Source organism: Pseudomonas sp. Pse1, from assembly GCF_024519635.1.
In the GTDB taxonomy this organism is placed as follows: domain Bacteria; phylum Pseudomonadota; class Gammaproteobacteria; order Pseudomonadales; family Pseudomonadaceae; genus Aquipseudomonas.
In genome coordinates this window covers 139,203-164,131 of record NZ_JALJRO010000010.1, presented here as the reverse complement: position 1 = coordinate 164,131, position 24,929 = coordinate 139,203, and the positions used below count along the sequence as shown (strand labels likewise).

The 24,929-nt window shown below is 60.5% G+C and carries 20 protein-coding genes; 8 read left to right on the top strand and 12 right to left on the bottom strand.

All coding sequences use genetic code 11. The annotated features are described in order from the left end of the window. Positions 1-9 precede the first annotated feature (9 nt). Both NR126_RS16690 and NR126_RS16685 read left to right on the top strand, forming a co-directional pair. Entirely contained in the window at positions 10-576 is a 567-nt protein-coding gene (locus NR126_RS16690; RefSeq protein WP_027617969.1) for a CsiV family protein, read from the top strand. A gap of 11 nt (positions 577-587) precedes the next feature. Beyond that, complete coding sequence (locus tag NR126_RS16685) at positions 588-3,278, top strand: DEAD/DEAH box helicase (RefSeq protein ID WP_027617970.1); 2,691 nt, start codon at positions 588-590, stop codon at positions 3,276-3,278. Between the two features lie 33 nt (positions 3,279-3,311). Here the strand turns inward: NR126_RS16685 and nagZ are convergent, their stop codons facing one another. Then, positions 3,312-4,322: a beta-N-acetylhexosaminidase gene (nagZ, locus tag NR126_RS16680; protein ID WP_027617971.1), complete on the bottom strand. Its 1,011-nt coding sequence runs from the start codon at positions 4,320-4,322 to the stop codon at positions 3,312-3,314. Between the two features lie 161 nt (positions 4,323-4,483). Continuing rightward, positions 4,484-5,191 carry a transcriptional regulator PsrA gene (gene psrA / locus NR126_RS16675; protein ID WP_027617972.1) on the bottom strand — a complete coding sequence of 236 codons (708 nt, stop codon included), beginning with the start codon at positions 5,189-5,191 and terminating at the stop codon, positions 4,484-4,486. Positions 5,192-5,442: 251 nt separating this feature from the next. Here psrA and lexA point away from each other — a divergent pair, with 251 nt between their 5' ends. After that, positions 5,443-6,051 carry a transcriptional repressor LexA gene (gene lexA, locus NR126_RS16670; protein WP_027617973.1) on the top strand — a complete coding sequence of 203 codons (609 nt, stop codon included), beginning with the start codon at positions 5,443-5,445 and terminating at the stop codon, positions 6,049-6,051. A 10-nt stretch (positions 6,052-6,061) separates the two neighbouring features. Further along, the gene (gene sulA, locus NR126_RS16665; protein WP_256830657.1) at positions 6,062-6,535 is read left to right on the top strand and encodes an SOS-induced cell division inhibitor SulA; all 474 of its coding nucleotides are present in this window, start codon (positions 6,062-6,064) and stop codon (positions 6,533-6,535) included. Positions 6,536-6,628: 93 nt separating this feature from the next. On the opposite strand, the gene NR126_RS16660 is transcribed toward sulA, so the two are convergent. The 7 genes from NR126_RS16660 to NR126_RS16630 form a co-directional block, all read right to left on the bottom strand. Then, complete coding sequence (locus NR126_RS16660; RefSeq protein WP_027617975.1) at positions 6,629-6,862, bottom strand: hypothetical protein; 234 nt, start codon at positions 6,860-6,862, stop codon at positions 6,629-6,631. 133 nt (positions 6,863-6,995) lie between these two features. Further along, a complete protein-coding gene (locus NR126_RS16655; protein ID WP_027617976.1) occupies positions 6,996-7,517 on the bottom strand; it encodes a DUF6586 family protein in 522 nt (173 codons plus the stop codon). Positions 7,518-7,659: 142 nt separating this feature from the next. After that, the gene (gene topA / locus NR126_RS16650; protein WP_027617977.1) at positions 7,660-10,281 is read right to left on the bottom strand and encodes a type I DNA topoisomerase; all 2,622 of its coding nucleotides are present in this window, start codon (positions 10,279-10,281) and stop codon (positions 7,660-7,662) included. Between the two features lie 114 nt (positions 10,282-10,395). Next, entirely contained in the window at positions 10,396-10,632 is a 237-nt protein-coding gene (locus tag NR126_RS16645) for a DUF1653 domain-containing protein (protein ID WP_256830656.1), read from the bottom strand. 100 nt (positions 10,633-10,732) lie between these two features. Beyond that, positions 10,733-11,908: an acetyl-CoA C-acyltransferase FadA gene (fadA, locus tag NR126_RS16640; protein WP_027617979.1), complete on the bottom strand. Its 1,176-nt coding sequence runs from the start codon at positions 11,906-11,908 to the stop codon at positions 10,733-10,735. Positions 11,909-11,935: 27 nt separating this feature from the next. Further along, positions 11,936-14,083, bottom strand: a complete 2,148-nt coding sequence (gene fadB, locus NR126_RS16635) for a fatty acid oxidation complex subunit alpha FadB (protein ID WP_027617980.1) — start codon at positions 14,081-14,083, stop codon at positions 11,936-11,938. 511 nt (positions 14,084-14,594) lie between these two features. Further along, on the bottom strand, positions 14,595-15,032 hold the full coding sequence (locus NR126_RS16630) for a hypothetical protein (RefSeq protein ID WP_027617981.1): 438 nt from the start codon (positions 15,030-15,032) through the stop codon (positions 14,595-14,597). A 104-nt stretch (positions 15,033-15,136) separates the two neighbouring features. Here NR126_RS16630 and NR126_RS16625 point away from each other — a divergent pair, with 104 nt between their 5' ends. Further along, on the top strand, positions 15,137-15,580 hold the full coding sequence (locus NR126_RS16625) for a universal stress protein (RefSeq protein WP_027617982.1): 444 nt from the start codon (positions 15,137-15,139) through the stop codon (positions 15,578-15,580). A 141-nt stretch (positions 15,581-15,721) separates the two neighbouring features. On the opposite strand, the gene NR126_RS16620 is transcribed toward NR126_RS16625, so the two are convergent. Next, positions 15,722-17,638: an ATP-binding cassette domain-containing protein gene (locus tag NR126_RS16620; protein WP_027617983.1), complete on the bottom strand. Its 1,917-nt coding sequence runs from the start codon at positions 17,636-17,638 to the stop codon at positions 15,722-15,724. 213 nt (positions 17,639-17,851) lie between these two features. Between NR126_RS16620 and NR126_RS16615 the strand changes: the two genes are divergently transcribed. Then, positions 17,852-19,780: a transglycosylase SLT domain-containing protein gene (locus NR126_RS16615; protein ID WP_256830654.1), complete on the top strand. Its 1,929-nt coding sequence runs from the start codon at positions 17,852-17,854 to the stop codon at positions 19,778-19,780. A 186-nt stretch (positions 19,781-19,966) separates the two neighbouring features. Here NR126_RS16615 and NR126_RS16610 read toward each other — a convergent pair whose 3' ends face one another. After that, the gene (locus NR126_RS16610) at positions 19,967-21,742 is read right to left on the bottom strand and encodes an ABC transporter transmembrane domain-containing protein (RefSeq protein WP_177327230.1); all 1,776 of its coding nucleotides are present in this window, start codon (positions 21,740-21,742) and stop codon (positions 19,967-19,969) included. A 246-nt stretch (positions 21,743-21,988) separates the two neighbouring features. On the opposite strand from NR126_RS16610, the gene NR126_RS16605 reads away from it, so the two are divergent. Then, positions 21,989-22,168 (top strand): PA1571 family protein, encoded by a 180-nt coding sequence (locus NR126_RS16605; protein WP_027617986.1) that lies wholly within the window; start codon positions 21,989-21,991, stop codon positions 22,166-22,168. Between the two features lie 60 nt (positions 22,169-22,228). On the opposite strand, the gene pdxB is transcribed toward NR126_RS16605, so the two are convergent. Further along, positions 22,229-23,368: a 4-phosphoerythronate dehydrogenase PdxB gene (gene pdxB / locus NR126_RS16600; RefSeq protein WP_256830653.1), complete on the bottom strand. Its 1,140-nt coding sequence runs from the start codon at positions 23,366-23,368 to the stop codon at positions 22,229-22,231. Between the two features lie 145 nt (positions 23,369-23,513). Between pdxB and NR126_RS16595 the strand changes: the two genes are divergently transcribed. Further along, positions 23,514-24,908 (top strand): MATE family efflux transporter, encoded by a 1,395-nt coding sequence (locus tag NR126_RS16595; RefSeq protein ID WP_027617988.1) that lies wholly within the window; start codon positions 23,514-23,516, stop codon positions 24,906-24,908. Positions 24,909-24,929: the final 21 nt, after the last annotated feature.

The window sequence follows — 24,929 nt, the reverse complement described above, 5'->3', positions numbered from 1 at the left end:
GGACGCCGCATGCGCCTGTTTCGCTCACTGACCTTGCTGCTGACGCTGATTGCTCCGACTGCGTTCGCCGACGATTTGTACCAGGTTGAAATGATCCTCGTGCGGCAGAACGCCGTACCGGCCATTGCCAGCCCTGCACCACCAGAAGATTGGGCGCGCGGTGCGCAACCGATCAGCGCCGACAGCCTGCGTACGCCAGCCCTCAATGGCGTAGTGGAAAAGCTCACCGCCAGCACCGACTACACCGTGCTGCTGCATAAAAGCTGGCAGCAGAACCTCGGTGAAGTGTCGAGCAAAGTGCTGATCAGCGAAGGCCAGGAACAGTATGGGCAGTTTCCAATCCAGGGCACTCTGGACCTGAAATTGGGCCGCTTTACTGATGTCTACGCCAACTTCTGGGTCAACCAGCTCAACAATGATGGTCTCGTCAGCGGCAGCGAACGCCTGCAACAGGAGAGCCACACCCGCAATGGCCAGCTGAATTTTCTCGACAACGGCCACCTCGGCCTGCTGATCAAGATCACCTCCCTGACGGCGCCCGCGCCGCGCCAGGCGCCTGACGTCGTTCCGGACTGATTGAAGTTCCTATGTCCGCGAGCATGAGCAAACCCCTGGCTCCGTCCTGGGTCACCCGATTCAAGGAACAGAGCCTGGAGCGCGGTCGGCGCTACGCGCTGGAGAACCGCGTCAGGATCGTCGAGGCCGGCGACAGCATCATCACCGCCAGTTGCGAAGGCTCTGGCGGCAACGTCTACCGCCAGACCATCACATTGCGCGAGTCGGCGAAAAACACCCTGCTGCTGGTCGATGCATCCTGCAGTTGCCCAGTGCGAATGAACTGCAAACACTGCGCGGCCGTGCTGATGCAAGTGCAGGACACCCTCGAGTTCCCGGCCGCAGCCAAGGACGCCCTGCTGCTGGAAAAGCTCCAGGCCGTATTGGAAAACCGCGCTCCGCCGCCGCTGCCACAACAGTTGCTGGACAATGTGCAGCCGGTTCCGCGCCTGTGGCTGGCCAGCGTCGAGTTCAGCGCCTTCGAGCCACGCAACGGCAAGATGCAGCGCTACATTCAGCACCGCGCGGCGCTGTCCTTCAGTTACCTGGACGAATACGTCAGCGGACAGAAAAACACCGACGTGGTGATTCGCCAGGAACATCAGACCCTGCGCATCAAACGCCAGACGGATGTGGAAAAAGCCTACCGCGAACAACTACGCGTCCTAGGCTTCAAGATCGCCACCCGGCAAAGCAAAGCCCTGCCGGAAAGTGCCGGCGAACTCTACGAGATGGTCAACGACAGCGCTTGGCTGACCTTCACCCTCAACGAGCTGCCGAAGCTGCGCAGCCAGGGCTGGGAATTGCAGATCGACGACGAGTTCGGTTTCGATCTGACTGCCGTCGACGACTGGTACGCCACGGTCGACGAGGCCCCGGAGCGTGACTGGTTCGACCTTGAACTGGGCATCATCGTCAATGGCGAGCGCCTGAGCCTGCTGCCGATCCTGCTCAACCTGATGCGCTCGCACACCGAGATTCTCAACCCGGAACGCCTGGCCAAGCGTCGCGACGACGAGTTGATCCTGGTCAACATTCCCCATCGCCCCAACTCGGAACAGGGACCGCTGCAAGTGGCGTTGCCGCTCGGTCGCTTGAAACCGGTGCTGGCCACTCTCGGCGAGTTCTATCTGCAGGAACCAGGCGAGACCACCCTGCGCCTGAGCAGCGCCGACGCCACCCGGCTCAATCCGCTGGAAGACATGCCGCTTCTATGGGAAGGCGGCGAGCATATCCGCACCTTTGCCCAGCGCCTGCGGGACATCAAGGACTACAGCGCCGATGCCCCCGAAGGTCTCAACGCGACCCTGCGCCCGTATCAACTCGAGGGCCTGAGCTGGATGCAATCGCTGCGACAGCTGGAGGTAGGCGGGATTCTCGCGGACGACATGGGTCTGGGCAAAACCCTGCAGACCCTGGCCCATGTGCTCAGCGAAAAAAACGCTGGACGCCTCGACCGGCCGTGCATGGTGGTGATGCCCACCAGCCTGATTCCCAACTGGCTCGACGAAGCGGCACACTTTGCCCCGCAGCTCAAGGTCCTGGCCTTGTACGGCGCCACGCGCAAAAAGCATTTCGAGCATCTGGCCGACTACGACCTGATCCTCACCACCTACGCCCTGCTGCCCAAGGATATTGAACGCCTGGCCCTGCAACCCCTGCATATCCTGGTGCTCGACGAAGCCCAATACATCAAGAACCCGACCAGCAAGGCCGCGCAAGCCGCGCGGGAGCTGAACGCGCGCCAGCGCCTGTGCCTGAGTGGCACACCGCTGGAAAACCACCTGGGCGAGCTGTGGTCACTGTTTCATTTCCTGCTGCCGGGCTGGCTCGGCGACGTCAAAAGCTTCAACCGGGACTACCGGGTGCCGATCGAAAAGCATGCCAGCGACGTCCGCCTGCAACACCTCAACGCCCGAATCAAACCGTTCCTGCTGCGCCGCACCAAGGAACAGGTGGCCACTGAACTGCCGCCGAAGACCGAAATCATCCATTGGGTCGACCTCAACGAGGCCCAACGTGACGTTTACGAAACCATGCGCCTGGCCATGGACAAGAAAGTTCGCGACGAAATCACCCGCAAAGGCGTGGCACGCAGCCAGATCATTATCCTTGAGGCACTGCTCAAACTGCGCCAGGTGTGCTGCGATCTGCGCTTGGTCAATGAAGCTGCCCTGCCCGCCCGTGGCAGCACCTCAGGCAAGCTCGACAGCCTGATGGAAATGCTCGAGGAACTGTTCGAGGAAGGCCGCAAGATCCTGCTGTTTTCCCAGTTCACCTCGATGCTCTCGCTGATCGAAGACGAACTGAACAAACGCGGGATCGCCTACGCCCTGCTGACCGGACAAACCCGCGACAGGCGCACACCGGTGAAGGACTTCCAGAGCGGTAAGCGGCAGATCTTTCTGATCAGCCTGAAGGCTGGCGGCGTCGGTCTGAACCTGACAGAAGCCGACACGGTGATCCACTACGACCCCTGGTGGAACCCGGCCACGGAAAACCAGGCCACTGACCGCGCCTACAGAATCGGTCAGGAGAAGCCGGTGTTCGTCTACAAGATGATTGCCCGAGGCACGGTCGAAGAGAAAATCCAGCACCTGCAGAAGGAAAAGTCGGACCTCGCCGCCGGCGTGCTGGACGGCCGCACCACCGGTGACTGGAAGTTGCAGAGTGAGGATATTGATGCGCTGTTTGCGCCACTGCCGGACAAATCGAAGCTGTAGCAAGGCGGCTTGAAGTGCCGCCTTGCAAGGGGCTTAATCGATCAGTTGCGCTTCCTTGAGCGCACCGATGGCGGCGAGCCAGCGCGGATCCTGACGGTAATCGGTGCTGGCGAACGACTGCCCGCGCATCCGTGCAATGCGTGCAGAAGGCGTGACCTTCAAGCGCTGCGCAGCTGACAAGGCCAGTTCGGCGGCCGCCCGATCATTGCACACCAGGCCCATGTCGCAACCCGCACTCAGCGCCGCCTCGATCCGGCTGGCCGCATCGCCCACCACATGGGCGCCCGCCATCGACAGGTCATCACTGAAGATCACGCCGTCGAACTGCAACTCGCCGCGCAGGATGTCCTGCAACCAGCGCCGCGAGAAACCCGCTGGCTGGGTGTCGACCTGCGGATAAATGACATGGGCCGGCATTACTGCCGCCAGCTGTTTGCTCAGGCGTGTGAATGGCACCAGGTCGTTGGCGCGGATTTCGTCCAGGCTGCGCTCATCATTGGGGATGGCGACATGGGAATCGGCCTCGGCCCAGCCGTGACCCGGGAAGTGCTTGCCGGTCGCGGCCATGCCCGCCTGGTTCATGCCTCGGATGAATGCCCCTGCCAGTCGGGCAGCACGCTCAGGGTCACCTTCGAAGGAGCGGGTGCCAACCACCGCACTGCGCTGGTAATCGAGATCCAGCACTGGCGCGAAACTCAGGTCGAGGCCGACCGCCAGCACTTCGGTAGCCATGATCCAGCCACACTGCTCGGCTAAATGCTCCGCGTTCGGATTATCGGCAATTGCGCGCATCGCTGGCAGGCGCACGAAGCCCTGACGCAGACGCTGCACCCGACCACCTTCCTGATCGACGGCGAGCAACAGGTCCGGGCGCACGGCGCGAATCGAGGCGCTCAACTCACGCACCTGGCGTGGGTGCTCAATATTCCGGGCAAAGATGATCAGGCCGCCCACTTCGGGCTGACGCAACAGTTGGCGATCTTCAGCCGTCAGCCAGGTACCGGCGACGTCCACCATCAACGAGCCTTGCAGGCCAGCAGTCATAGAGATTCCTTGATAACGAATGGCGCGCACGCAACGATTCCGCCCGGCACACAGCCCGGCGGATCAGAATAGGTAACGCAGAAATGCAGTAGGCCTGCAACGAGAGTCGGCATGGGCGGCTAGCTTAGCGGATGTCCGCTGCCGCGCCCACCCGCGGCCGCTTAAACCTTGGCGCCAGCCGCTACGGTCTTGCTGCGCGGACGCAACTGGGCAGCGGCCATGGCGTCGTCGGTAACGCCCGTTTCAGCACGCATGCCGGCCGCCAGGAACGGCACCATCAGGCGCATGACTTGCTCGATTGAGGTGTTGACGCCGAAATCGGTCTCGGCAATCGCACGCAACGCCTTGATCCCGGACATGCTGAACGCTGCTGCGCCGAGCATGAAGTGCACGCGCCAGAACAGCTCGATAGGAGGAATTCGCGGGGCAGCTTCGTTGACCAGCAGCATGTAGCGACGGAACACCTTGCCGTACATGTCTTCCAGGTAACGCCGCAGGTGACCCTGGCTTTGGCTGAAGGCCAGGCCCAACAGGCGCATGAAGATCGACAGGTCATTGCCGCTGCGCGGCTGCACCACGAGGGCCTGCTCGACGAGGATTTCCAGCAATTCTTCCAGGCTCGGCTTGTTGTCCGGCTTGGCTGAACGCCGCTCCAGTTCACGGTCGAGACTGATGCAGAACGGACCGAGGAAACGCGAGAAGACTGCCTGGATCAAGGCCTTCTTGGAGCCGAAATGGTAGTTCACCGCCGCCAGATTGACCCCAGCCTTGCTGGTAATCAGCCGCAATGAAGTTTCGGCAAAACCTTTTTCCGCGAACAATTGCTCGGCTGCATCGAGAATGCGTTCAACGGTTTCCGACTGGGCCATGGCTACTCCGCCTGACAAACACTTGTTTGAAACATACGTTTCAGTCTGTGAATTGTCAAGTCCGGCCATTCTTTTTGAGAACGGTCAGTCAGACATTTAACCATAGATACCCGCGGCTGTAGCTGATCTGCGAGACAAGATTTGCCAGACCGCAAACCGACCGTCCGGCGCCCTCCCATAAAAGGAGGATTGCCAAGATCATTCCACTGTATATAATCCCAGTCACTGTATAAAAAGACAGAGCGATCGAGATGCTAAAACTGACGCCACGCCAAGCTGAGATTCTGGCTTTTATCAAACGTTGCCTTGAAGACAACGGCTATCCCCCGACCCGTGCGGAGATAGCCCAGGAGCTCGGTTTCAAATCGCCCAATGCGGCGGAAGAACACCTCAAGGCCCTGGCCCGCAAGGGCGCCATCGAAATGACCCCTGGCGCCTCCCGCGGCATCCGCATTCCGGGTTTCGAAGCCAAGCCAGACGACTCCACCCTGCCCATCATTGGCCGAGTCGCTGCCGGCGCGCCGATTCTCGCGCAGCAGCACATCGAAGAGTCCTGCAACATCAACCCCACCTTCTTTCATCCTCGCGCTGACTACCTGTTGCGTGTCCATGGCATGAGCATGAAGGACGTGGGGATTTTCGATGGCGACCTGTTGGCCGTGCACACCACTCGCGAAGCCCGCAACGGCCAGATAGTCGTGGCGCGGATTGGCGATGAAGTGACGGTCAAACGCTTCAAGCGTGATGGCAGCAAGGTCTGGCTCATCGCCGAAAACCCCGAGTTTGCCCCGATCGAAGTGAACCTGAAAGATCAGGATCTGGTGATCGAAGGCTTGAGTGTCGGCGTCATTCGCCGCTAAAGGAGGCGTTATGCATTTCCCACACGCACCACAGCACACACAACTGACGCTGTTCGAAGCGTTCATGGCCCAGCCATTGGCGCCGGCCCTCAAGGACGTGGTCGAGACACCCTGGAACGCCGAGCCCGAAGCGTTCAGCGAACTGTCTCTACGTGGTGCGGCGGGGAACTGCCTGAGCCTGCTGGCACCCATTCTTCGCGAACTGAGTCAGGACCAGGACGCCCGCTGGCTGACGCTGATTGCCCCGCCCGCCAGCTTGACCCAAGCCTGGCTGCGGGATGCCGGCCTGAACCGCGAGCGCATCCTGCTGCTGCAACCACGCGGTAATCAAAGCGCCCAGCAACTGGCCTGCGAGGCCCTACGCCTGGGCCGCAGCCATACTGTGGTCAGTTGGCTGAATCCTCTGAGCAGCAACGCACGGCAACAGTTAGTCGGTGCTGCCCGCGTCGGGGATGCACAAAGTCTGAATATTCGATTGGGCTAAGCGTAAAAGACACAGGGCTTCTCCAGGACAGAGAAGCCAATCTGTAATGATGTTCTGTGATGATGGCTTGCGAAAACAGCCGACCAGCGGGAATCAATGCAGAACCCGCGGCCCCTCTTCCTTGTCGAGCTCGCCCTCAACCAGACGACCCGCCATTTGCACACCGACGCTCAACATCGCCTTGGCCACTTCAACGTGTTGGCCTTGCAGGAATACCTTGGCGTCTTCGGAGAAGTCCAAAGTAACCAGAGAACCCTCGTCCTCAGCCCGGCGCAGCTCGATTCGGCCGTCTGGCAGTTCAACAATTTCTAGAAAGGACGTTGGCATAAAAGTCTGTTCTCCACGAAAGGCGGGGATTATATAGGCATCGGTGGCGCTGCGCTCGGGATCTTGACCGGCTGCATACCACCTATTGACGGCCTCCATGACCACGCAGCGTCCTGTTACTTCCCCGCTGGGCTCAGCACTCGTTCAAGCCCTCACGGAAACGCAGGGCCAGACTTTTCAGATTCTGACGCCAGCTCTCCAACTCTTCCCTGCTCAACTCAGCCTCAGGCTCTTCATCCAGACTCACCGCAACAATCAACGGCTGAGTGACATCACCCTTGGGCTTGTGCGGCGCACGGGGTGGCTGGAACAAATCGGCATGAGCCTGGAGCAGTTTCGCCAGCCAGGTCTCGCGGTTATGGGCCAGCTCGACCATTTCTGCCATTTCCGGGATGGCAATGGTTTCCAGTACTTCACGGGTCAACAGCATCTCTGCCCGGGGCGCATTGGCCTGGGGCAAGCGGTAGAAGCCGGCAATTTCATGGCACAGGCCCAACAGAGCACCGTACAGATGAAACAGTGCTGATTCGCGTCCCGCCTGGATCAGCGCCGGAGAATTCATGGCCCGCCCATCTTCGGCACGGGCCAGCGCCTCAAGCGACAGACCGGCAAAGTAGATCTTCTGATTGGTACGGGTATAGAGCTCGTGGGCCATGGCGGCAGTCTCCACAACGAAAAAGGGCACGTAATGCTGGCCCGACAGTGTCAAGGATCAGGCAACCCCACTGCAAGCGCAAAAAAAACCGCATGCGAACCCGAGGGTTGGCATGCGGCCTTTTTAAAGACGCGGTGCGGGCTTACTTGGCCACGCGCTTGTCTTCAACTACCCATTTACCGCCGTCGTAGAACGCCTTCCAGCCCGTAGGCTTGCCGTCCACTTCGGTCTGCACGTACTGCTCCTTGGTCTTGCGGCTGTAGCGGATCACCGCCGGCAGGCCGTCCGGATCCTTCTTCGGCGCTTCACAGAGGAAGTGATACTTCGGATCGATCTCATCCTTGTGCGGCACGATCTCGAGCACCAGCGGAGCACGGGTCTCGCGGTTTTTCGGGAACTGACTGGCTGCCAGGAACAGGCCGGAGGCACCGTCACGCAGGATGTAGGTGTCGTTGACCTTCTCGCACTTGAGTTCCGGCATTTTCACCGGATCCATCTTCGGCGGTGCCGCGTCGCCGCTTTTCAGCAGTTTGCGGGTGTTCTTGCAAGTGGCGTTGGTGCAGCCGAAGAATTTGCCGAAACGACCGGTCTTCAATTGCATTTCACTGCCGCACTTGTCGCATTCCAGGCTCGGACCTTCGTAGCCCTTGATGCGATAGCTGCCCTCTTCGATCTCGTAGCCGTCGCAGTCAGGGTTGTTACCGCAGATGTGCAGCTTGCGCTTCTCATCCAGCAGGTAAGCGTCCATCGCGGTGCTGCAGATCGGGCAACGGTGCTTGCCGCGCAGGACCAACGACTCGGACTCACCCTCGTCGTCCGCGGCGATTTCATCGCCTGGCACCAAATTGACAGTGGCCTTGCAGCGTTCTTTCGGCGGCAGGCTGTAGCCCGAGCAACCGAGGAACACGCCAGTCGAAGCGGTACGGATCTGCATTGGACGACCGCAGGTCACGCACGGGATATCGGTCATCACCGGCTGGTTGGCGCGCATGCCGTTTTCCGGGCTCTCGGCCACTTCGAGTTTCTTCTTGAAGTCGCCGTAGAACTCATCCAGCACGTTTTTCCAGTCACGCTCACCCTGAGCGACGTCATCGAGGTTCTCTTCCATGCCTGCGGTAAAACCGTAGTCCATGAGGTTGGAGAAGCTCTCCGACAGACGCTCGGTGACGATGTCGCCCATTTTTTCCGAGTAGAAACGGCGGTTGTGCAGCGCGACGTAGCCACGGTCCTGGATGGTGGAAATGATTGCCGCGTAGGTCGACGGACGACCGATCCCGCGTTTTTCCATTTCCTTGACCAGGCTCGCTTCCGAGTAGCGCGCCGGCGGCTTGGTGAAGTGCTGGCTTGGATCAAGCTTGATCAGCTTGAGCACGTCGCCCTGAGCCATGTCCGGCAACACATCGTCATCGCCCGGCTTGGTCATTTGCGGCATGACCCGGGTGTAGCCGTCGAACTTCAGGATCCGACCCTTGGCACGCAACTCAAAGCCGCTGGCAGCGACGCTGACGGTGGTCGACAGGTATTTCGCCGGGAGCATCTGGCAGGCGACGAATTGGCGCCAGATCAGCTCGTAGAGCCGCTCAGCGTCACGCTCCATGCCCGACAGCTTGCTTGGATCAGTGTTGACGTCGGAAGGACGAATCGCTTCGTGAGCCTCCTGGGCGCCTTCCTTGCTGCTGTAGACGTTCGGGGTTTCCGGCAGGTACTTGCTGCCGAACTCGCCTTCAATATAGGTACGGGCCATCGCCACGGCATCGGCCGAAAGGTTGGTCGAGTCGGTACGCATATACGTGATGTAGCCGGCCTCGTACAGCCGCTGAGCCATCATCATGGTTTTCTTCACGCCAAAGCCCAGGCGGTTACTCGCGGCCTGCTGCAGGGTGGACGTGATGAACGGGGCCGACGGCTTGCTGCTGGTCGGTTTATCTTCGCGCTTGGCGATGGTGTAGCTGGAAGATTTCAGCTTCTCCAGGGCCGCCATGGCCTGGGCTTCGTTGAGCGGCTTGAAGGCTTCGCCGTTTTCGCGGGCCACTTCAAAGCGCACATTGGCGCCCTTGGCGGTGCCGAGGTCGGCGTGCACTTCCCAGTACTCTTCCGGGACGAAGGCACGAATCTCGCGCTCACGCTCCACTACCAGCTTCACCGCCACCGACTGCACTCGACCTGCCGACAGGCCGCGAGCGATCTTCGACCACAGCAATGGCGAGACCATGTAACCCACTACACGGTCAAGGAAGCGCCGCGCCTGCTGCGCGTTGACTCGATCGATATCCAGCTCGCCCGGCTCGGAGAAGGCTTCCTGAATCGCCTTCTTGGTGATTTCGTTGAACACCACGCGCTTGTAGCGGCTGTCATCCCCACCGATGGCTTCGCGCAGGTGCCAGGCAATGGCTTCCCCCTCGCGATCCAAGTCCGTTGCGAGATAGATGGTGTCGGCGTCTTTGGCGAGCCGACGCAGTTCTTCGATGACCTTTTCCTTGCCCGGGAGGATCTCGTACTTGGCTTTCCAGCCATGATCGGGATCGACACCCATGCGCGCGACCAGCTGCTTGCGCGCCTTTTCCTTTGGCGACAGCGCCGGCGCTTCGCCAGCAGCGGCCTTGCCACGCTTGGCGGCAGGCTCCTTGCTGGCGCTCGCCGAACCACTGGTGGGCAGGTCTCGGATATGGCCGATACTCGACTTCACCACGTATTGGTTGCCCAGATACTTGTTGATTGTCTTGGCCTTAGCCGGGGATTCCACAATGACCAGCGATTTGCCCATGGATCAGAAAATTCCTGAATTCGAGAAGTGAAAGGCGGTTGGCGCCTGACGCGGCACCGCTATATATAGTGGCAACAAGGTGAGGTCAAGCGCAGGGTTCGCTGCGCCTTACGCCTACGGCTTGGAAAAAACGCTGGGTTCGGCCTGCACCAAAGCAAAGCGCGGGACCTGCTCGCCGTCAACTTCGACCGACTCCAGAAACATGTTCAACGGCCGCACCCAAAAACCGTAATCGCCATACAGGGCTTGGTAGAAGACCACTTCTTCTTCGGTTTCAGAGTGCCGCGCAACGCTGAAAACACGGTACTGCGGACCTTTGTAATGCTGGTAGAGCCCGGGTTCGATCGGCATGCTCTGGGCCTCATTAAATTCAGTAGAAATAAAAAACAAAAAAAATCTTCGGAAAAACAAAAACCGGGGCACTTGGCCCCGGCTTGCGTCAAACGAACGCTTAAACGCGTTCGAAGACGGTGGAGATGCCTTGGCCGAGACCAATGCACATAGTGGCCACCCCGAAGGTGCCGCTATTCTGCTTCATCACGTTCAACAAGGTGCCGGAGATACGGGCACCGGAGCAACCGAACGGGTGACCCAGGGCGATCGCGCCGCCGTGCAGGTTAACCTTCTCGTTCATCTTGTCGAGCACTTTCAGATCTTTCAGCACTGGCAGGGCCTGTGCGGCGAAAGCTTCGTTGAGCTCGAAGAAGTCGATGTCGGCAATACCCAGGCCCGCACGCTTCAGAGCTTTTTGGGTCGCCGGTACTGGACCATAGCCCATGATCGCCGGATCCACACCCGCCACCGCCATCGAACGGATCACCGCCATTGGCTGGATACCCAGGTCCTGGGCGCGCTGCGCCGACATCACGATCATGCACGAAGCACCATCGGTGATCTGCGACGATGTACCGGCTGTCACGGTGCCGCCCTTGGGATTGAAGGCCGGCTTGAGGGCCGCCAGGCTTTCCAGGGTGGTTTCCGGACGAATGGTTTCGTCGTAGTCGAACAGTTTCAGGAAACCGTTCTCGTCGTAGCCCTGCATCGGGATGATTTCGTCCTTGAACTTGCCTTCCACGGTCGCCTTGTGGGCGAGTTGGTGGGAGCGCACGCCGAAGGCATCCTGCTGCTCGCGGGTAATGCCGTGCATCTTGCCAAGCATTTCTGCGGTCAGGCCCATCATGCCCGAGGCTTTCGCCGCATACAGCGACATGTGCGGATTCGGATCGACACCGTGCATCATGCTCACGTGCCCCATATGCTCGACGCCGCCAACCACGAATACGTCACCGTTACCGGTCATGATTGCTTGTGCAGCGGTGTGCAAGGCGCTCATCGACGAGCCACACAGGCGGCTGACGGTCTGGCCGGCGGCAGTGTGCGGGATCTGCGTCATCAAAGAAGCCATGCGGGCAATGTTCCAGCCCTGCTCCAGGGTCTGGTTGACGCAGCCCCAGATCACGTCCTCGACTTCATTCGGGTCGACCTTGACGTTGCGCTCCAGCAATTTGCTGATCAGGTGCGCCGACATGTCTTCAGCACGGGTGTTGCGGTGCATGCCGCCCTTGGAGCGGCCCATCGGAGTACGACCGAAGTCGACAATCACGACGTCTCTTGGATTCAAGCTCATAAATATTCTCGCTCTAGTCGTGGGCGCTTAACCGAAGAAGCTCTGGCCGTTCTTGGCCATTTCGCGCAGCTTCGCGGTCGGGTGGTACAGCGGGCCCAAATCAGCGTACTGGTCAGCCAGGGCAACGAATTCGGCAACACCGACCGAGTCGATGTAGCGCAGCGCACCGCCACGGAATGGAGGGAAACCAATACCGTAGACCAGGCCCATGTCGGCTTCGGCAGCGGTTTCGACGATACCGTCTTCCAGGCAGCGCACCGTTTCCAGGCACAGCGGGATCATCATCCAGTTGATGATGTCTTCGTCGGTGACTTCGCGCTGTTCATAGACGATCGGCTTGAGCACTTCCAGTACCGACGGGTCGGCAACCTTCTTCTGCTTGCCGCGCTTGTCGGTCTCGTACGCGTAGAAGCCCTTGCCATTTTTCTGGCCCAGGCGCTTGGCTTCGTACAGCACGTCAACGGCCGAGCGACGGTCGTCCTTCATGCGATCCGGGAAGCCCTCAGCCATCACGTCACGACCGTGGTGGCCGGTGTCGATGCCAACGACGTCCATCAGGTACGCCGGGCCCATCGGCCAGCCGAATTTTTCCATGATCTTGTCGATGCGCACGAAGTCCACGCCCGCGCTGACCAGCTTGGCGAAACCGCCGAAGTACGGGAACAGCACGCGGTTGACCAGGAAGCCCGGGCAGTCATTGACCACGATCGGGTTCTTGCCCATTTTCTTGGCGTAGGCAACGGTGGTGGCGACGGCCAGTTCGCTGGACTTCTCGCCACGAATCACTTCCACCAGCGGCATCATGTGCACCGGGTTGAAGAAGTGCATGCCGACGAAGTTTTCCGGGCGCTTGAGGGCCTTGGCCAGCAGGCTGATGGAAATGGTCGAGGTGTTCGAGGCAAGGATAGTGTCTTCCTTGACCTTGTCTTCGACTTCAGCCAGCACCGCTTGCTTGACTTTAGGGTTCTCGACGACCGCTTCAACCACCAGGTCGACGTGACCGAAGTCGCCGTAGGACAAAGTAGGACGAATGCCATTAAGCACTTCAGCCATCTTCGCCGCCGTCATGCGACCTTTCTCAACGCGACTCACCAGCAGCTTGGCGGCCTCGGCCAGCCCCTGCTCGATACCGTGTTCGTTGATGTCCTTCATCAGGATCGGCGTGCCTTTGGAGGCCGACTGGTAGGCGATACCGCCACCCATGATACCGGCGCCCAATACGGCAGCCTGTTTCACATCCTGGGCGATTTCGTCGTAGGCCTTGGCCTTTTTCTTCAGCTCCTGATCGTTCAGGAACAGGCCGATCAAGCTCTGCGCGGCAGAAGTCTTGGCCAGTTTGACGAAACCGGCAGCTTCGACTTCCAGCGCTTTGTCACGACCGAAGTTCGCGGCTTTCTGGATGGTCTTGATCGCTTCAACCGGCGCCGGGTAGTTCGGGCCAGCCTGACCGGCCACGAAACCCTTGGCGGTTTCGAAGGCCATCATTTGTTCAATCGCGTTCAGCTTGAGCTTTTCCAGCTTCGGCTGGCGCTTGGCCTTGTAGTCGAACTCGCCGGAGATGGCGCGCTTGATCAGTTCCAGCGCAGCGGCCTGCAGCTTATCGGCGTCGACCACAGCATCGACTGCACCGACTTTCAAGGCGTCTTCGGCACGGTTCTCCTTGCCAGCGGCAATCCACTCAATGGCGTTGTCGGCACCGATCAGGCGCGGCAGGCGCACGGTACCGCCGAAGCCCGGGTAGATACCCAGCTTGACTTCCGGCAGGCCGATCTTGGCGGTGCTGGACATGACGCGGTAGTCCGCGGCCAGGCACATTTCCAGACCGCCACCCAGCGCGATGCCATTGATCGCGGCGACGGTCGGCACGTTGAGGTCTTCGAAATCGCTGAAAATCTTGTTGGCTTCGAGGTTACCCGCCACAAGCTCGGCATCCGGCAGCTTGAAGTTGTCGACGAATTCAGTGATGTCGGCGCCGACGATGAACACGTCCTTGCCGCTGCTGACGATCACACCTTTGACCGACGCATCTGCCTTGATGGCGTCCACGGCCTGACGCAGTTCGTTCAGGGTTAGACGGTTGAACTTGTTGACGGACTCACCCTTGAGGTCGAACTTGAGTTCGACGATGCCACTTTCAAGAGCCTTAACCGTGATGGCTTTACCTTCGTAAATCATCAACTGATCTCCACGATATGGAAGCTGAACAGTACACGTCGGACGCTGATGTTCTGGGTCGGCACTGACGCTACCGTCGATACTGACACCTATCCACCAGACACACACCCGCCAACGCGATAGTCGGGATTCTGTAGGAGCGGTCTGAAATACAAACGCTCAATTCATACGCCCGTTTGATTTGGGTACGCCACCTTCACGGAATTTCTTACAATTGTCAATCGCCTGAAACACAGGTTGAAACACGACTTTGCAGTCATTTACGCAGCACGAAGACCAGCAACACGCTGGTGCATGCACTGTCATTCATAGAATCAATATTTAGAAACGTCGCCCTAATCTGTTGCAGATCGCGTGCAAGCCGCTACGCTGGCGGGGACGATAGACGAAAGACCGCATGCGTGCGGCCAATGCCCTGACGCGGTTTCAGCTGTAAAACGAAATTCCGGCCTGCCTGGCCAACTCCAGCCCGATGCTGATTGTCGGGCTTTTTATTGCCTGTGATTGACGCTCAGGCGAGCGCCTTGAGGGTTGCGTCGATCTGCTGCAGCACCTCGGCCTCGCCCTTCTCGCCCCAGTACAGGGTGATCATTTGCTTGTCCGCCTCGACTTTGTAGACGTTGCCCGGCAATTTTTCGAAATGAATCAGCATGGCCGGATCTTCACAGACTTCCTGCCACTGATTGACCCATTGCCCCGGGGCCTTCTGCCAGTAACTCCAGCACGCCGGCTGATTGCCACGGCGCGGCCGATGGTACTGCGCACAGGGGTTCGGCGGCTCAGGCAGCAACCAGTGCGGCCACTCCTGGGGTGCCAATTGCATGGCCAGGCCGATGCGGCGCGCTTCCATGCGCAAGGCCATCCGACCACCCTGGCGGCGGGATGGCGCGAGCCATGCCAGGGGGCTGAGCATCACTGCAAGGATTGACACCACTATCCAGACCGTCATATCTGTACTCCCGTTTTTTGATCGGCGCATTGATCTCTGTCGAAACCAATCCGCCTGAAACCAGCCATACTTATTACTATCGCCATCCACAGGAGGTGCACCTCATGCCTTACACCCATATCCTGGTCGCTGTAGACCTGACCGAAGAGTGCGACCCCGTGATTCACCGCGCTCGCGAGCTGGCAACGAGCAATGGCGCCAAACTGTCGCTGGTGCACATCGTTGAGCCAATGGCCATGGCCTTTGGCGGTGACGTACCGATGGACCTGTCGCAACTGCAACAACAGCAGTTCGACCAAGCCAAGGAGCGCCTCGAGCGCCTGATCCTGAAATATCCGGAACTGTCCAAGGAAAACAGCCATTTGACCTATGGTCAGCCGCGCCAGGAAATCCACACTTTGGCCAAGGAGCAAGCCTGCGACCTGATCGTGGTTGGCAGCCATGGTCGCCACGGCCTGGCGCTGCTGCTGGGCTCCACCGCCAATGACGTGCTGCACGGAGCACCCTGTGACGTGCTGGCCGTACGCCTGCAAAGCAAAAGTAAATAACAGCGCTTCTGATATGTGAAAAGCCCGGCACTCATCACTGAGGCCGGGCTGCAGGAGCGAGCTTGCTCGCGATGCACCGGAGAACACCACACAGCGTCGCGACCATCGCGAGCAAGCTCGTTCCTACATCGGAAGAATCAATCAGGCATCCAGCTCGGCCCAACGCTCAACCAAGACGTCCAGCTCAGCCTGCAGCTTTTCCAGTTGTGCGATCACCGCGGCGGTTTCGGTCGATGGACGCTGGTAGAAGCCGGAGTCGGCCATTTGCGCCTCGACCGCTGCGATCTGCTGCTCCATGGCGTCGATCTGCCCTGGCAGGGCTTCCAGCTCGCGCTGCAACTTGTAGCTGAGCTTCTTCTTCGCCGCCGGTGCTTCCACAGCGGCCACGGGTGCCGGGGCTGCGGTAACCACCGCCGAGTTCAGGTCAGCCTTGCCGGACTTACTCTCGGTCACGCCCAGCAGGCGTGGCGAACCACCCTGGCGCAGCCAGTCCTGATAGCCACCGACGTATTCACGGACCTTACCTTCGCCCTCGAAGACCAGGGTGCTGGTGACCACGTTGTCGAGGAATGCCCGGTCGTGGCTGACCATCAGCACGGTGCCGTTGAAGGTCAGCAGCACTTCTTCCAGCAACTCGAGGGTTTCCACATCGAGGTCGTTGGTGGGTTCGTCGAGCACCAGCAGGTTCGCCGGCTTGCTGAACAATTTAGCCAGCAACAAGCGCGCACGCTCGCCGCCCGACAGCGCCTTGACCGGCGTGCGCGCACGCTGCGGGCTGAACAGGAAGTCGCCGAGGTAGCTCAGCACGTGGCGGCTCTGGCCGTCGATATCGATAAAGTCGCGACCTTCGGCAACGTTGTCGATCACAGTCTTTTCCAGATCCAACTGATGACGCAACTGGTCGAAGTAGGCAACGTCGATCCTGGTCCCCTCTTCCACTTTGCCGCTGGTCGGTTGCAGACCGCTGAGCATCAATTTGAGCAAGGTGGTCTTGCCGGTACCGTTGGCGCCGAGCAGACCAATGCGGTCACCGCGCTGCAGGACCATGGAGAAATCCTTGATCAGGAACGGGCCGCCCGGGTGGGCGAAGCTGACGTCCTCGAGGACCATCACCTGCTTGCCGGACTTCTCGGCGGTGTCCAACTGGATGTTGGCCTTGCCAGTGCGCTCACGACGCTCGCTGCGCTCGACACGCAGGGCCTTGAGGGCACGCACACGACCTTCGTTACGGGTACGGCGAGCCTTGATGCCCTGGCGAATCCACACTTCTTCCTGGGCCAGACGCTTGTCGAACAGCGCGTTGGCCGTGGCCTCGGCGGCAAGCTCGGCTTCTTTGTGCACGAGGAAACTGGCGTAGTCGCCGTTCCAGTCGATCAGGCCACCGCGATCCAGTTCGAGGATGCGGGTCGCGAGGTTTTGCAGGAAAGAACGGTCGTGCGTGATAAACAGTACGGCCCCCTGGAAATCCTTCAGCGCTTCTTCAAGCCAGGCGATTGCACCGATGTCCAAGTGGTTGGTCGGTTCGTCGAGCAGCAGCAGATCCGGCTCGGACACCAGCGCCTGCGCCAGCAGCACGCGACGACGCCAGCCGCCGGACAATTCGGCGAGGGTCTTGTCGGCAGGCAGTTGCAGGCGGCTCAGGGTGCTATCGACCAGGGTCTGCAAGCGCCAGCCGTCGCGGGCTTCGAGGTCATGCTGGACGTGCATCAACTTGTCCAGGTCAGCATCGGTGACGATGTTCTGGCTCAGGTGGTGATATTCGGCGAGCAGCGCGCCAACGCCATCCAGGCCTTCAGCGACCACGTCGAACACCGTCCGCTCGTCGGCAACCGGCAATTCTTGCGGCAATTCGCCGATTTTCAGACCGGGGGCACGCCACACCGAGCCGTCATCGGGCTTCTGGTCGCCCTTGACCAGTTTCATCATGCTGGACTTGCCAGTGCCATTGCGGCCGATGATGCACACCCGCTCACCACGGGCGATCTGCCAGGACACCTTGTCCAACAACGGCATCGCGCCGAATGCAAGGGACACATCGCTGAATTTGAGCAGGGTCATGAGCTTCTCCAAAAACCGGGCGCGCATTCTACCTGAGTTGGGACTGCAGAAGGCCGGCATTTTCACTGTGGGAGCACTCTGCCCATTAATTGTTGCGAACTTGTGCCGATGGGCCGGCAAAGCTTTCGCCGGTTGCTGGCAAAAGGCTAAGCTACAAATAATCAGTGCTGGCTCCTACTGGCACTTGTCATGTTTTCTCTGCCCGGATGTCACATGCGCAGTCGCCTTTTCAGCTTTTTATCCTGCCTGCTCCTTTCTGCCTCCGCCGTCCAATCCGCCCAGGCGGTGGACCTCTCCACCCAACGCCAGTATTACGATGAAGCCAAGCGCGCCCTGGCCAAGGGCGACACCGGCCCGTATTTCCGCTACAGCCAGGCCCTCGCCGACTACCCGCTGGAACCTTATCTGGCGTACGACGAACTGACCGCACGGCTGAAAAGCGCGAGCAACGAGGAAATCGAGAAATTCCTCGCCGAGCACGGCGACCTGCCGCAAGCCAACTGGATGAAATTGCGCTGGTTGCGCTGGCTGGCCGATCGCGGCGACTGGTCGACCTTCGTCAAGTATTACGACCCCAAGATGAACTTCACCGAACTGGACTGCCTCAACGCGCAGTACCAGATCAGCCATAACCTCAAGGCCGAAGGCTATGCCAACACCGAAAAGCTGTGGCTGACCGGCAAATCCCAGCCGGCAGCGTGCGATGCGTTGTTCGGCATGTGGGCGGCACAAGGCCAACTGACCGAGCAGAAGCGCTGGGAGCGCGCCAAACTGGCCGCCCAGGCCCACAACTATGCGCTGGCCAATAGCCTGGTCAACAGCATGACCACCCTCGCCCCCCGTGGCCGCCTGCTGGTGGACGTGGCGCAAAAGCCGGAACTGCTGAACACCCCGTCACGCTTCACCCCGGCCGATGAACCGATGGCCGACGTGGTCAGTCTCGGTCTGCGGCGTCTGGCGCGCCAGGACCCGGACAGGGCGATGGCCCTGCTCGACGGCTACGCCAGTAGCATGCACTTTTCCCGCGATGAAAAAGTGGCGATCGCCCGGGAAATTGGCCTGACCCTGGCCCGCCGTTTCGACGGCCGTGCGCTTGATGTCATGACCAAATACGACCCGGAACTGCGCGACAACACCGTGTCCGAATGGCGCCTGCGCCTGCTGCTGCGCCTGGCTCGCTGGGACGACGCCTACCAACTGACCCGCCGTCTGCCACAAGACCTCGCCACCACCAACCGCTGGCGCTACTGGCAGGCCCGCAGCCTGGAACTGGCGCAACCGCAAAACCCGGAAGCGCAGACCCTGTACAAGAACCTCGCGCGCGAACGTGACTTCTACGGCTTCCTCGCCGCAGATCGCTCGCAATCGCCCTATTCACTGAACAATAAGCCGCTGGTATTGAGCCAGGCGTTGATCAACAAGGTACGCAACACACCCGGTGTGCGCCGTGCCCTGGAGTTTCACGCGCGCGGGCAGATCGTCGACGGCCGGCGCGAGTGGTACCACGTCAGTCGCCACTTCAATCGCGATGAAATGGTCGCCCAGGCCAAGCTAGCCTACGACCTGAAATGGTATTTCCCGGCCATTCGCACCATCAGCCAGGCACAGTACTGGGACGATCTGGATATCCGCTTCCCGATGGCCCACCGCAACACTTTGGTCCGCGAAGCCAAGGTCCGTGGCCTGCATTCGAGCTGGGTATTCGCCATCACTCGCCAGGAAAGCGCCTTCATGGATGACGCCCGCTCCGGCGTCGGCGCCAGCGGCCTGATGCAATTGATGCCCGGCACCGCCAAGGAAACCGCGCGCAAGTTCAGCATTCCGCTGGCCTCGCCGCAACAGGTGCTGGATCCGGACAAGAACATCCAACTCGGCGCCGCCTACCTGAGTCAGGTCCACAGCCAGTTCAACGGCAACCGCGTCCTTGCCTCCGCCGCCTACAACGCCGGCCCCGGCCGTGTACGACAGTGGTTACGCGGCGCCGATCACCTGAGTTTCGACGTCTGGGTGGAAAGCATCCCGTTCGACGAAACCCGCCAGTACGTGCAGAACGTCCTGTCCTATTCGGTGATCTACGGCCAGAAGCTCAATTCACCGCAACCGCTGGTGGATTGGCATGAGCGGTATTTTGATGATCAGTGAGGCGATTTGAGGCGCTGATGAAAATGCCCGCATTGAGAAATGCGGGCATTTTTTATTGCAAAAAAATGATAGCGACCTTACGTGCAAACCCGTTCACACCTGCAGATCGTCAAGTGCCCGCAGCGACCTTGCTACTGAGTCCGTTACTTAGTCGGCTACTTGGTCGGTCGAAAGGTGTCCGCCGGTTCAAGCCATTGTCCGCCCATCATTGAACTGCAACGCCGCCAGTCGCGCATATAGCGCATTGCTGGCAATCAGCTCCTGATGGGTGCCTACCGCCACCAACTTGCCCTGGTCCATCACCGCAATCCGGTCAGCGTTTTTCACCGTAGCCAGGCGGTGGGCGATGACCAGGGTGGTGCGGTTTTGCATCAGGCTCGGCAGTGCTTGCTGGATCAGGTGTTCGCTTTGCGCGTCGAGGGCGCTGGTGGCTTCGTCGAGCAGCAGGATCGGCGCATCCACCAGCAAGGCGCGGGCGATGGCCAGGCGTTGGCGCTGGCCGCCGGATAGGCCGAGCCCGCCGTCCCCCAGATGGGTTTGGTAGCCCTGGGGCATCTGTTCGATGAAGTCGTGGGCGTAAGCAATCCGCGCGGCCTCCTGGACTTCTTCCAGGGTCGCATCGGGTTTGCCGTAGCGGATGTTCTCTTCAATGCTGCCGAAAAACAGCGCCGGGGTTTGCGAGACCAGGGCGAAGCAGCGGCGCAAGTCCTCGGGATCGAGTTGGGTCAGTGGCACGCCGTCGAGCAGGATGCGCCCATGCAGCGGGTCGTAGAAACGCAGCAGCAGGTCATAGACCGTCGACTTGCCCGCCCCTGAAGGTCCGACCAGCGCTAGGGTTTCGCCGGCATTGATCGTCAGGCTCACGCCATCGACGGCGTAGCTTTCCGGGCGTGACGGGTAGGAAAAGCGCACCTCTTCCAGTTGCAATTCGCCACGCACCCGTTCGGGCAAGCTGACCTGGCCGCTTTGCGGCGGCTGAATGATGTTCTGCGCACGCAGCAGTTCGGCAATCCGTTCGGCGGCACCGGCCGCCCGCTGCAGTTCGCCAATCACTTCGCTCAGGGTGCCAAAGGCGCTGCCGACGATCAGGCTGTAGAACACGAACGCCGCCAACTCACCGGCACTGATCCGTCCGGCGATCACGTCCATGCCGCCGACCCAGAGCATGACACCCACCGCCCCCAGCACCAGGATGATCACCAGGGTAATCAGCCAGGCACGCTGCAGGATGCGCTTGCGCGCGGTGTCGAACGCCTGCTCCACGGTCACCGCGAAACGCCGCTCGTCCTGCGGCTGATGGTTGTAGGCCTGCACGGTTTTGATCTGGCCCAGGGTTTCCGAGACGTAACTGCCGACATCGGCAATCCGGTCCTGGCTCAGGCGCGACAGGCTGCGCACCCGCCGGCCGAAAATCAGGATCGGGGCCAGCACCAGCGGCAAGGCCACCACCACGATGCTGGTCAATTTGGGGTTGGTGATAAACAGCAGCACGATGCCACCAAGGACCATCAGCGCATTACGCAAAAACAGCGAAAGGGAGGAACCGATCACCGACTGCAACAGCGTGGTATCGGCGGTCAGCCGCGACTGGATCTCGGAACTGCGGTTGTCCTCATAAAAACCCGGATGCAGGTAAATCAGATGGTTGAACACTTGCCGGCGAATGTCCGCCACGCAGCGTTCGCCAATCCACGACACCAGGTAGAACCGGGCAAACGTACCGATCGCCAACCCCACCACGAGCAGCAGGAACAGGCCGATGCTTTCATTGAGCAGATGCGGAGACTGGGTCATGAAGCCCTGGTCGACCAGCAGGCGAATGCCCTGCCCCATCGACAGGGTGATGCCGGCGGTGACGATCAGTGCAAGCAACGCCCCCAGCGCCTGCCAACGATAAGGGGCAATAAAATCCATAGATAAGCGAATGGCACGGCGGTGACGGGCAGACAGCATCAGAATCATCCGAATCGGTAAGTCGTGGAAATGAGCGTACACCGACAAGTGGCCGGGAACCCGGTGAATCGCAATCAGTCGGATTGAATATGTCCGCCAATACTAGAAGCTAGATGCTATCGGTCTAAAGTTCGGCTGGAAGTTACCGGATATTTCTGTTGGACTGAGATACCGCCTACCCACGTGAGCGATTTGTCACAGTGTGGTCATTTGGTGGATTTAGAGTAAGCGCACAACCTGATGAGGAGACAGGCCATGTCCTTGCAACACCGCAGCGATGACAAGATTCAAGTGATCCGCACGCAGCCGCAGCAGTCTCTGGGGTGCGCCATTATCGACGCTCAAGGGCGCGAGGTACCGATCACTGAAGACATGATCCAGGACGCATGCCGCGAACTGGACCAGCGATTGGTCAAGCCTGCCGAACAAAAGTGACTCAAGCCTGAAGTCTTCAAACCCGGCCCCATTTGCGCCGGGTTTTTTATGCCCGCAGCTTTATACCAACTGCGCGCCAAGCGCCTGGACGATCTGGCGTAACTGCGCTGAATCTCCGTCAATCCGCACGCTCAGGCCGTCGATCTCGCGGCGCTCCGGATAATGCTTGCGCAGCAGATCAAAGGCGCTGCGTTGCTCCGCACCGGCGACCACCAGACTGCGGCGGAAGTCGGCATCGTCACGGCGCGGGTCGTAAACGCCACGGCACAGCATGGCCAGGGCCCAGGCCGGATCGCTGCTGGCACTCAGGCCAACCTGCGCCAGCCAGGGAGCGGGCAGCAACTGATCAAGAGACACCGTCGGCGGCTGGCCGAGGAACTGGCAGAACGCCTGATAAATCTGCGCCGTGCCGCGCTGCTTGCCGTCCAGGCTATAGCCGGCAATGTGCGGGGTAGCAATCACGCACAACTCAGCCAGGGCGATGTCGACACTCGGCTCGCCTTCCCAGACATCCAGCACCGCTTGCAGGTCCTCGCGTTCCAGCATCACTTCGCGCAGGGCGCTGTTGTCCACCACCGGGCCACGACTGGCATTGATCAACCAGGCGCCGGGTTTGAGCTGCTGCAAGCGCTGACGGTCGAACAGGTGCCAGGTCGGATGTTCGCCGGCCTGGGTCAGGGGGGTGTGCAGGCTGATGACGTCGCATTGCGCGATGATCTGTTCCAGCGCCACGTAGTCGCCGCCAGCCGCTTCGCGCGGCGGGTCGCAGACCAACACATTCCAGCCCAGCCCCTTGAGCACCTTGACCAACCGACCGCCAACCTCACCGGCACCGACCACGCCGTAAGTGCGTTCGTTCAGCGCCACACCTTCGATCTCAGCCAGAGTCAGCAAACTGCCCAACACATAGTCGACCACGCCCCGAGCGTTGCAACCGGGAGCGCTGGACCAGGTGATCCCGGCCTGTTGAAAATAATCGAGATCCAGATGATCAGTGCCGATAGTGCAAGTGCCGACGAAGCGGACCTTGCTGCCCTCCAGCAGCTCACGGCTGACATGAGTCACCGAGCGCACCAGCAGTACGTCTGCCTGCTCGACCGTGGCGCGGTCGATGGCCCGGCCCGGCACCCGGCGAATTTCGCCGAAACCTTCGAAGAAGGCGTCGAGCAACGGAATATTTTCGTCAGCAACAATCAGCATGGCAGGCTCCTTTGGCGGACCGGCAGTGTAGCGCAGCGCCCTGGAGACGGCTTTACAAATCCCTAACAGAGGAGTTTTCCTGACTGCCGCGTCAAGGCGTAGAATGCGCCGCCTTGCGCATCAAAACCTTTTGGACGCTTCGCCTGTGAATTCCGTGACCAACACCCCCGACACCCTGCCCCGCACCACGCCGGTTCGCCTGGAACTCAAGGGCTTGCTCGCCCTGGCCGTGCCGATCATGATCGCGCAGCTCGCGACCACCGCGATGGGCTTCGTCGATGCGGTCATGGCCGGCCGGGTCAGCCCGCGGGACCTGGCAGCAGTGGCGCTGGGCAACTCGATTTGGATTCCGGTCTACCTGCTGATGACCGGCGTGCTGCTGGCCACTACTCCAAAGGTCGCCCAACGTTTCGGCGCGCAACAGCATGACGAGATTGCCCCGCTGGTGCGCCAGGCGCTGTGGTTGGCGCTGTTTGTCGGCCTGCTCGGCAGCGCCCTGCTGCTCAGCGCCGAGCCGATCCTGCACTGGATGAAAGTCGATCCGCTGTTGATCGAACCGAGCATGGGCTACCTGCAGGGCATCGCCTTCGGCTTCCCCGGTATCGCCTTCTATTATGTGCTGCGCTGCTACAGCGACGGCATGGGCCGCACTCGCCCGAGCATGATCATTGGCGTCTGTGGCTTGCTGCTGAACATCCCGCTGAACTATGCGCTGATCTACGGTCACTTCGGCCTGCCGGCCCTGGGCGGCGTCGGCTGTGGCTGGGCCAGCGGAATTGTCATGTGGTTCATGGCCCTGAGCATGGCCGGCTGGACTCGCTGGGCGCCGTTCTATGCCCGAACGCGAATTCTGGTGCGCTTCGACCGTCCGCAATGGGCGCCCATCAAGCGTCTGGTCAGCATTGGCTTGCCGATCGGTATCGCGGTGTTCGCCGAGTCGAGCATCTTCGCGGTGATTGCGCTGCTGATCGGTAGCCTCGGTTCAACCGTAGTCGCCGGGCACCAGATTGCGCTGAACATCAGCTCGCTGCTGTTCATGATTCCGTATTCGCTGGGAATGGCAGTAACGGTGCGGGTCGGTCAGGCGCTGGGCGCCGGCAATCCTTATCAGGCACGCTTTGCGGCGAAGGTCGGACTGGGCGCGGCGCTGGTGTTTGCGGCCTTCTCGGCAACCTTGATCCTGGTACTGCGCGAACCCATTGCTTCGATTTACACCCCGGACCAGACGGTAATCCAGATTGCTTCGATGCTGATCGTATATGCCGCGCTGTACCAGTTCTCCGACGCGATCCAGGTAATCTGCGCCGGCGCCCTGCGCGGTTACCAGGACACCCGGGTGACGATGATCCTGACCCTGTTCGCCTACTGGGGCATCGGCTTGCCGGTGGGTTATGTGTTGGGACTGACCGACTGGTTCGGCCCGGCCAGCGGCCCGAGCGGGCTGTGGGAAGGCCTGATCGCCGGCCTCAGCTGCGCGGCGCTGATGCTGTCGATCAGGCTGGTGCGCAGTGCGCGCAAGCGGATTCGGCTGGTGCAGTAAGAGCCTTCCTACAGGTTTTGT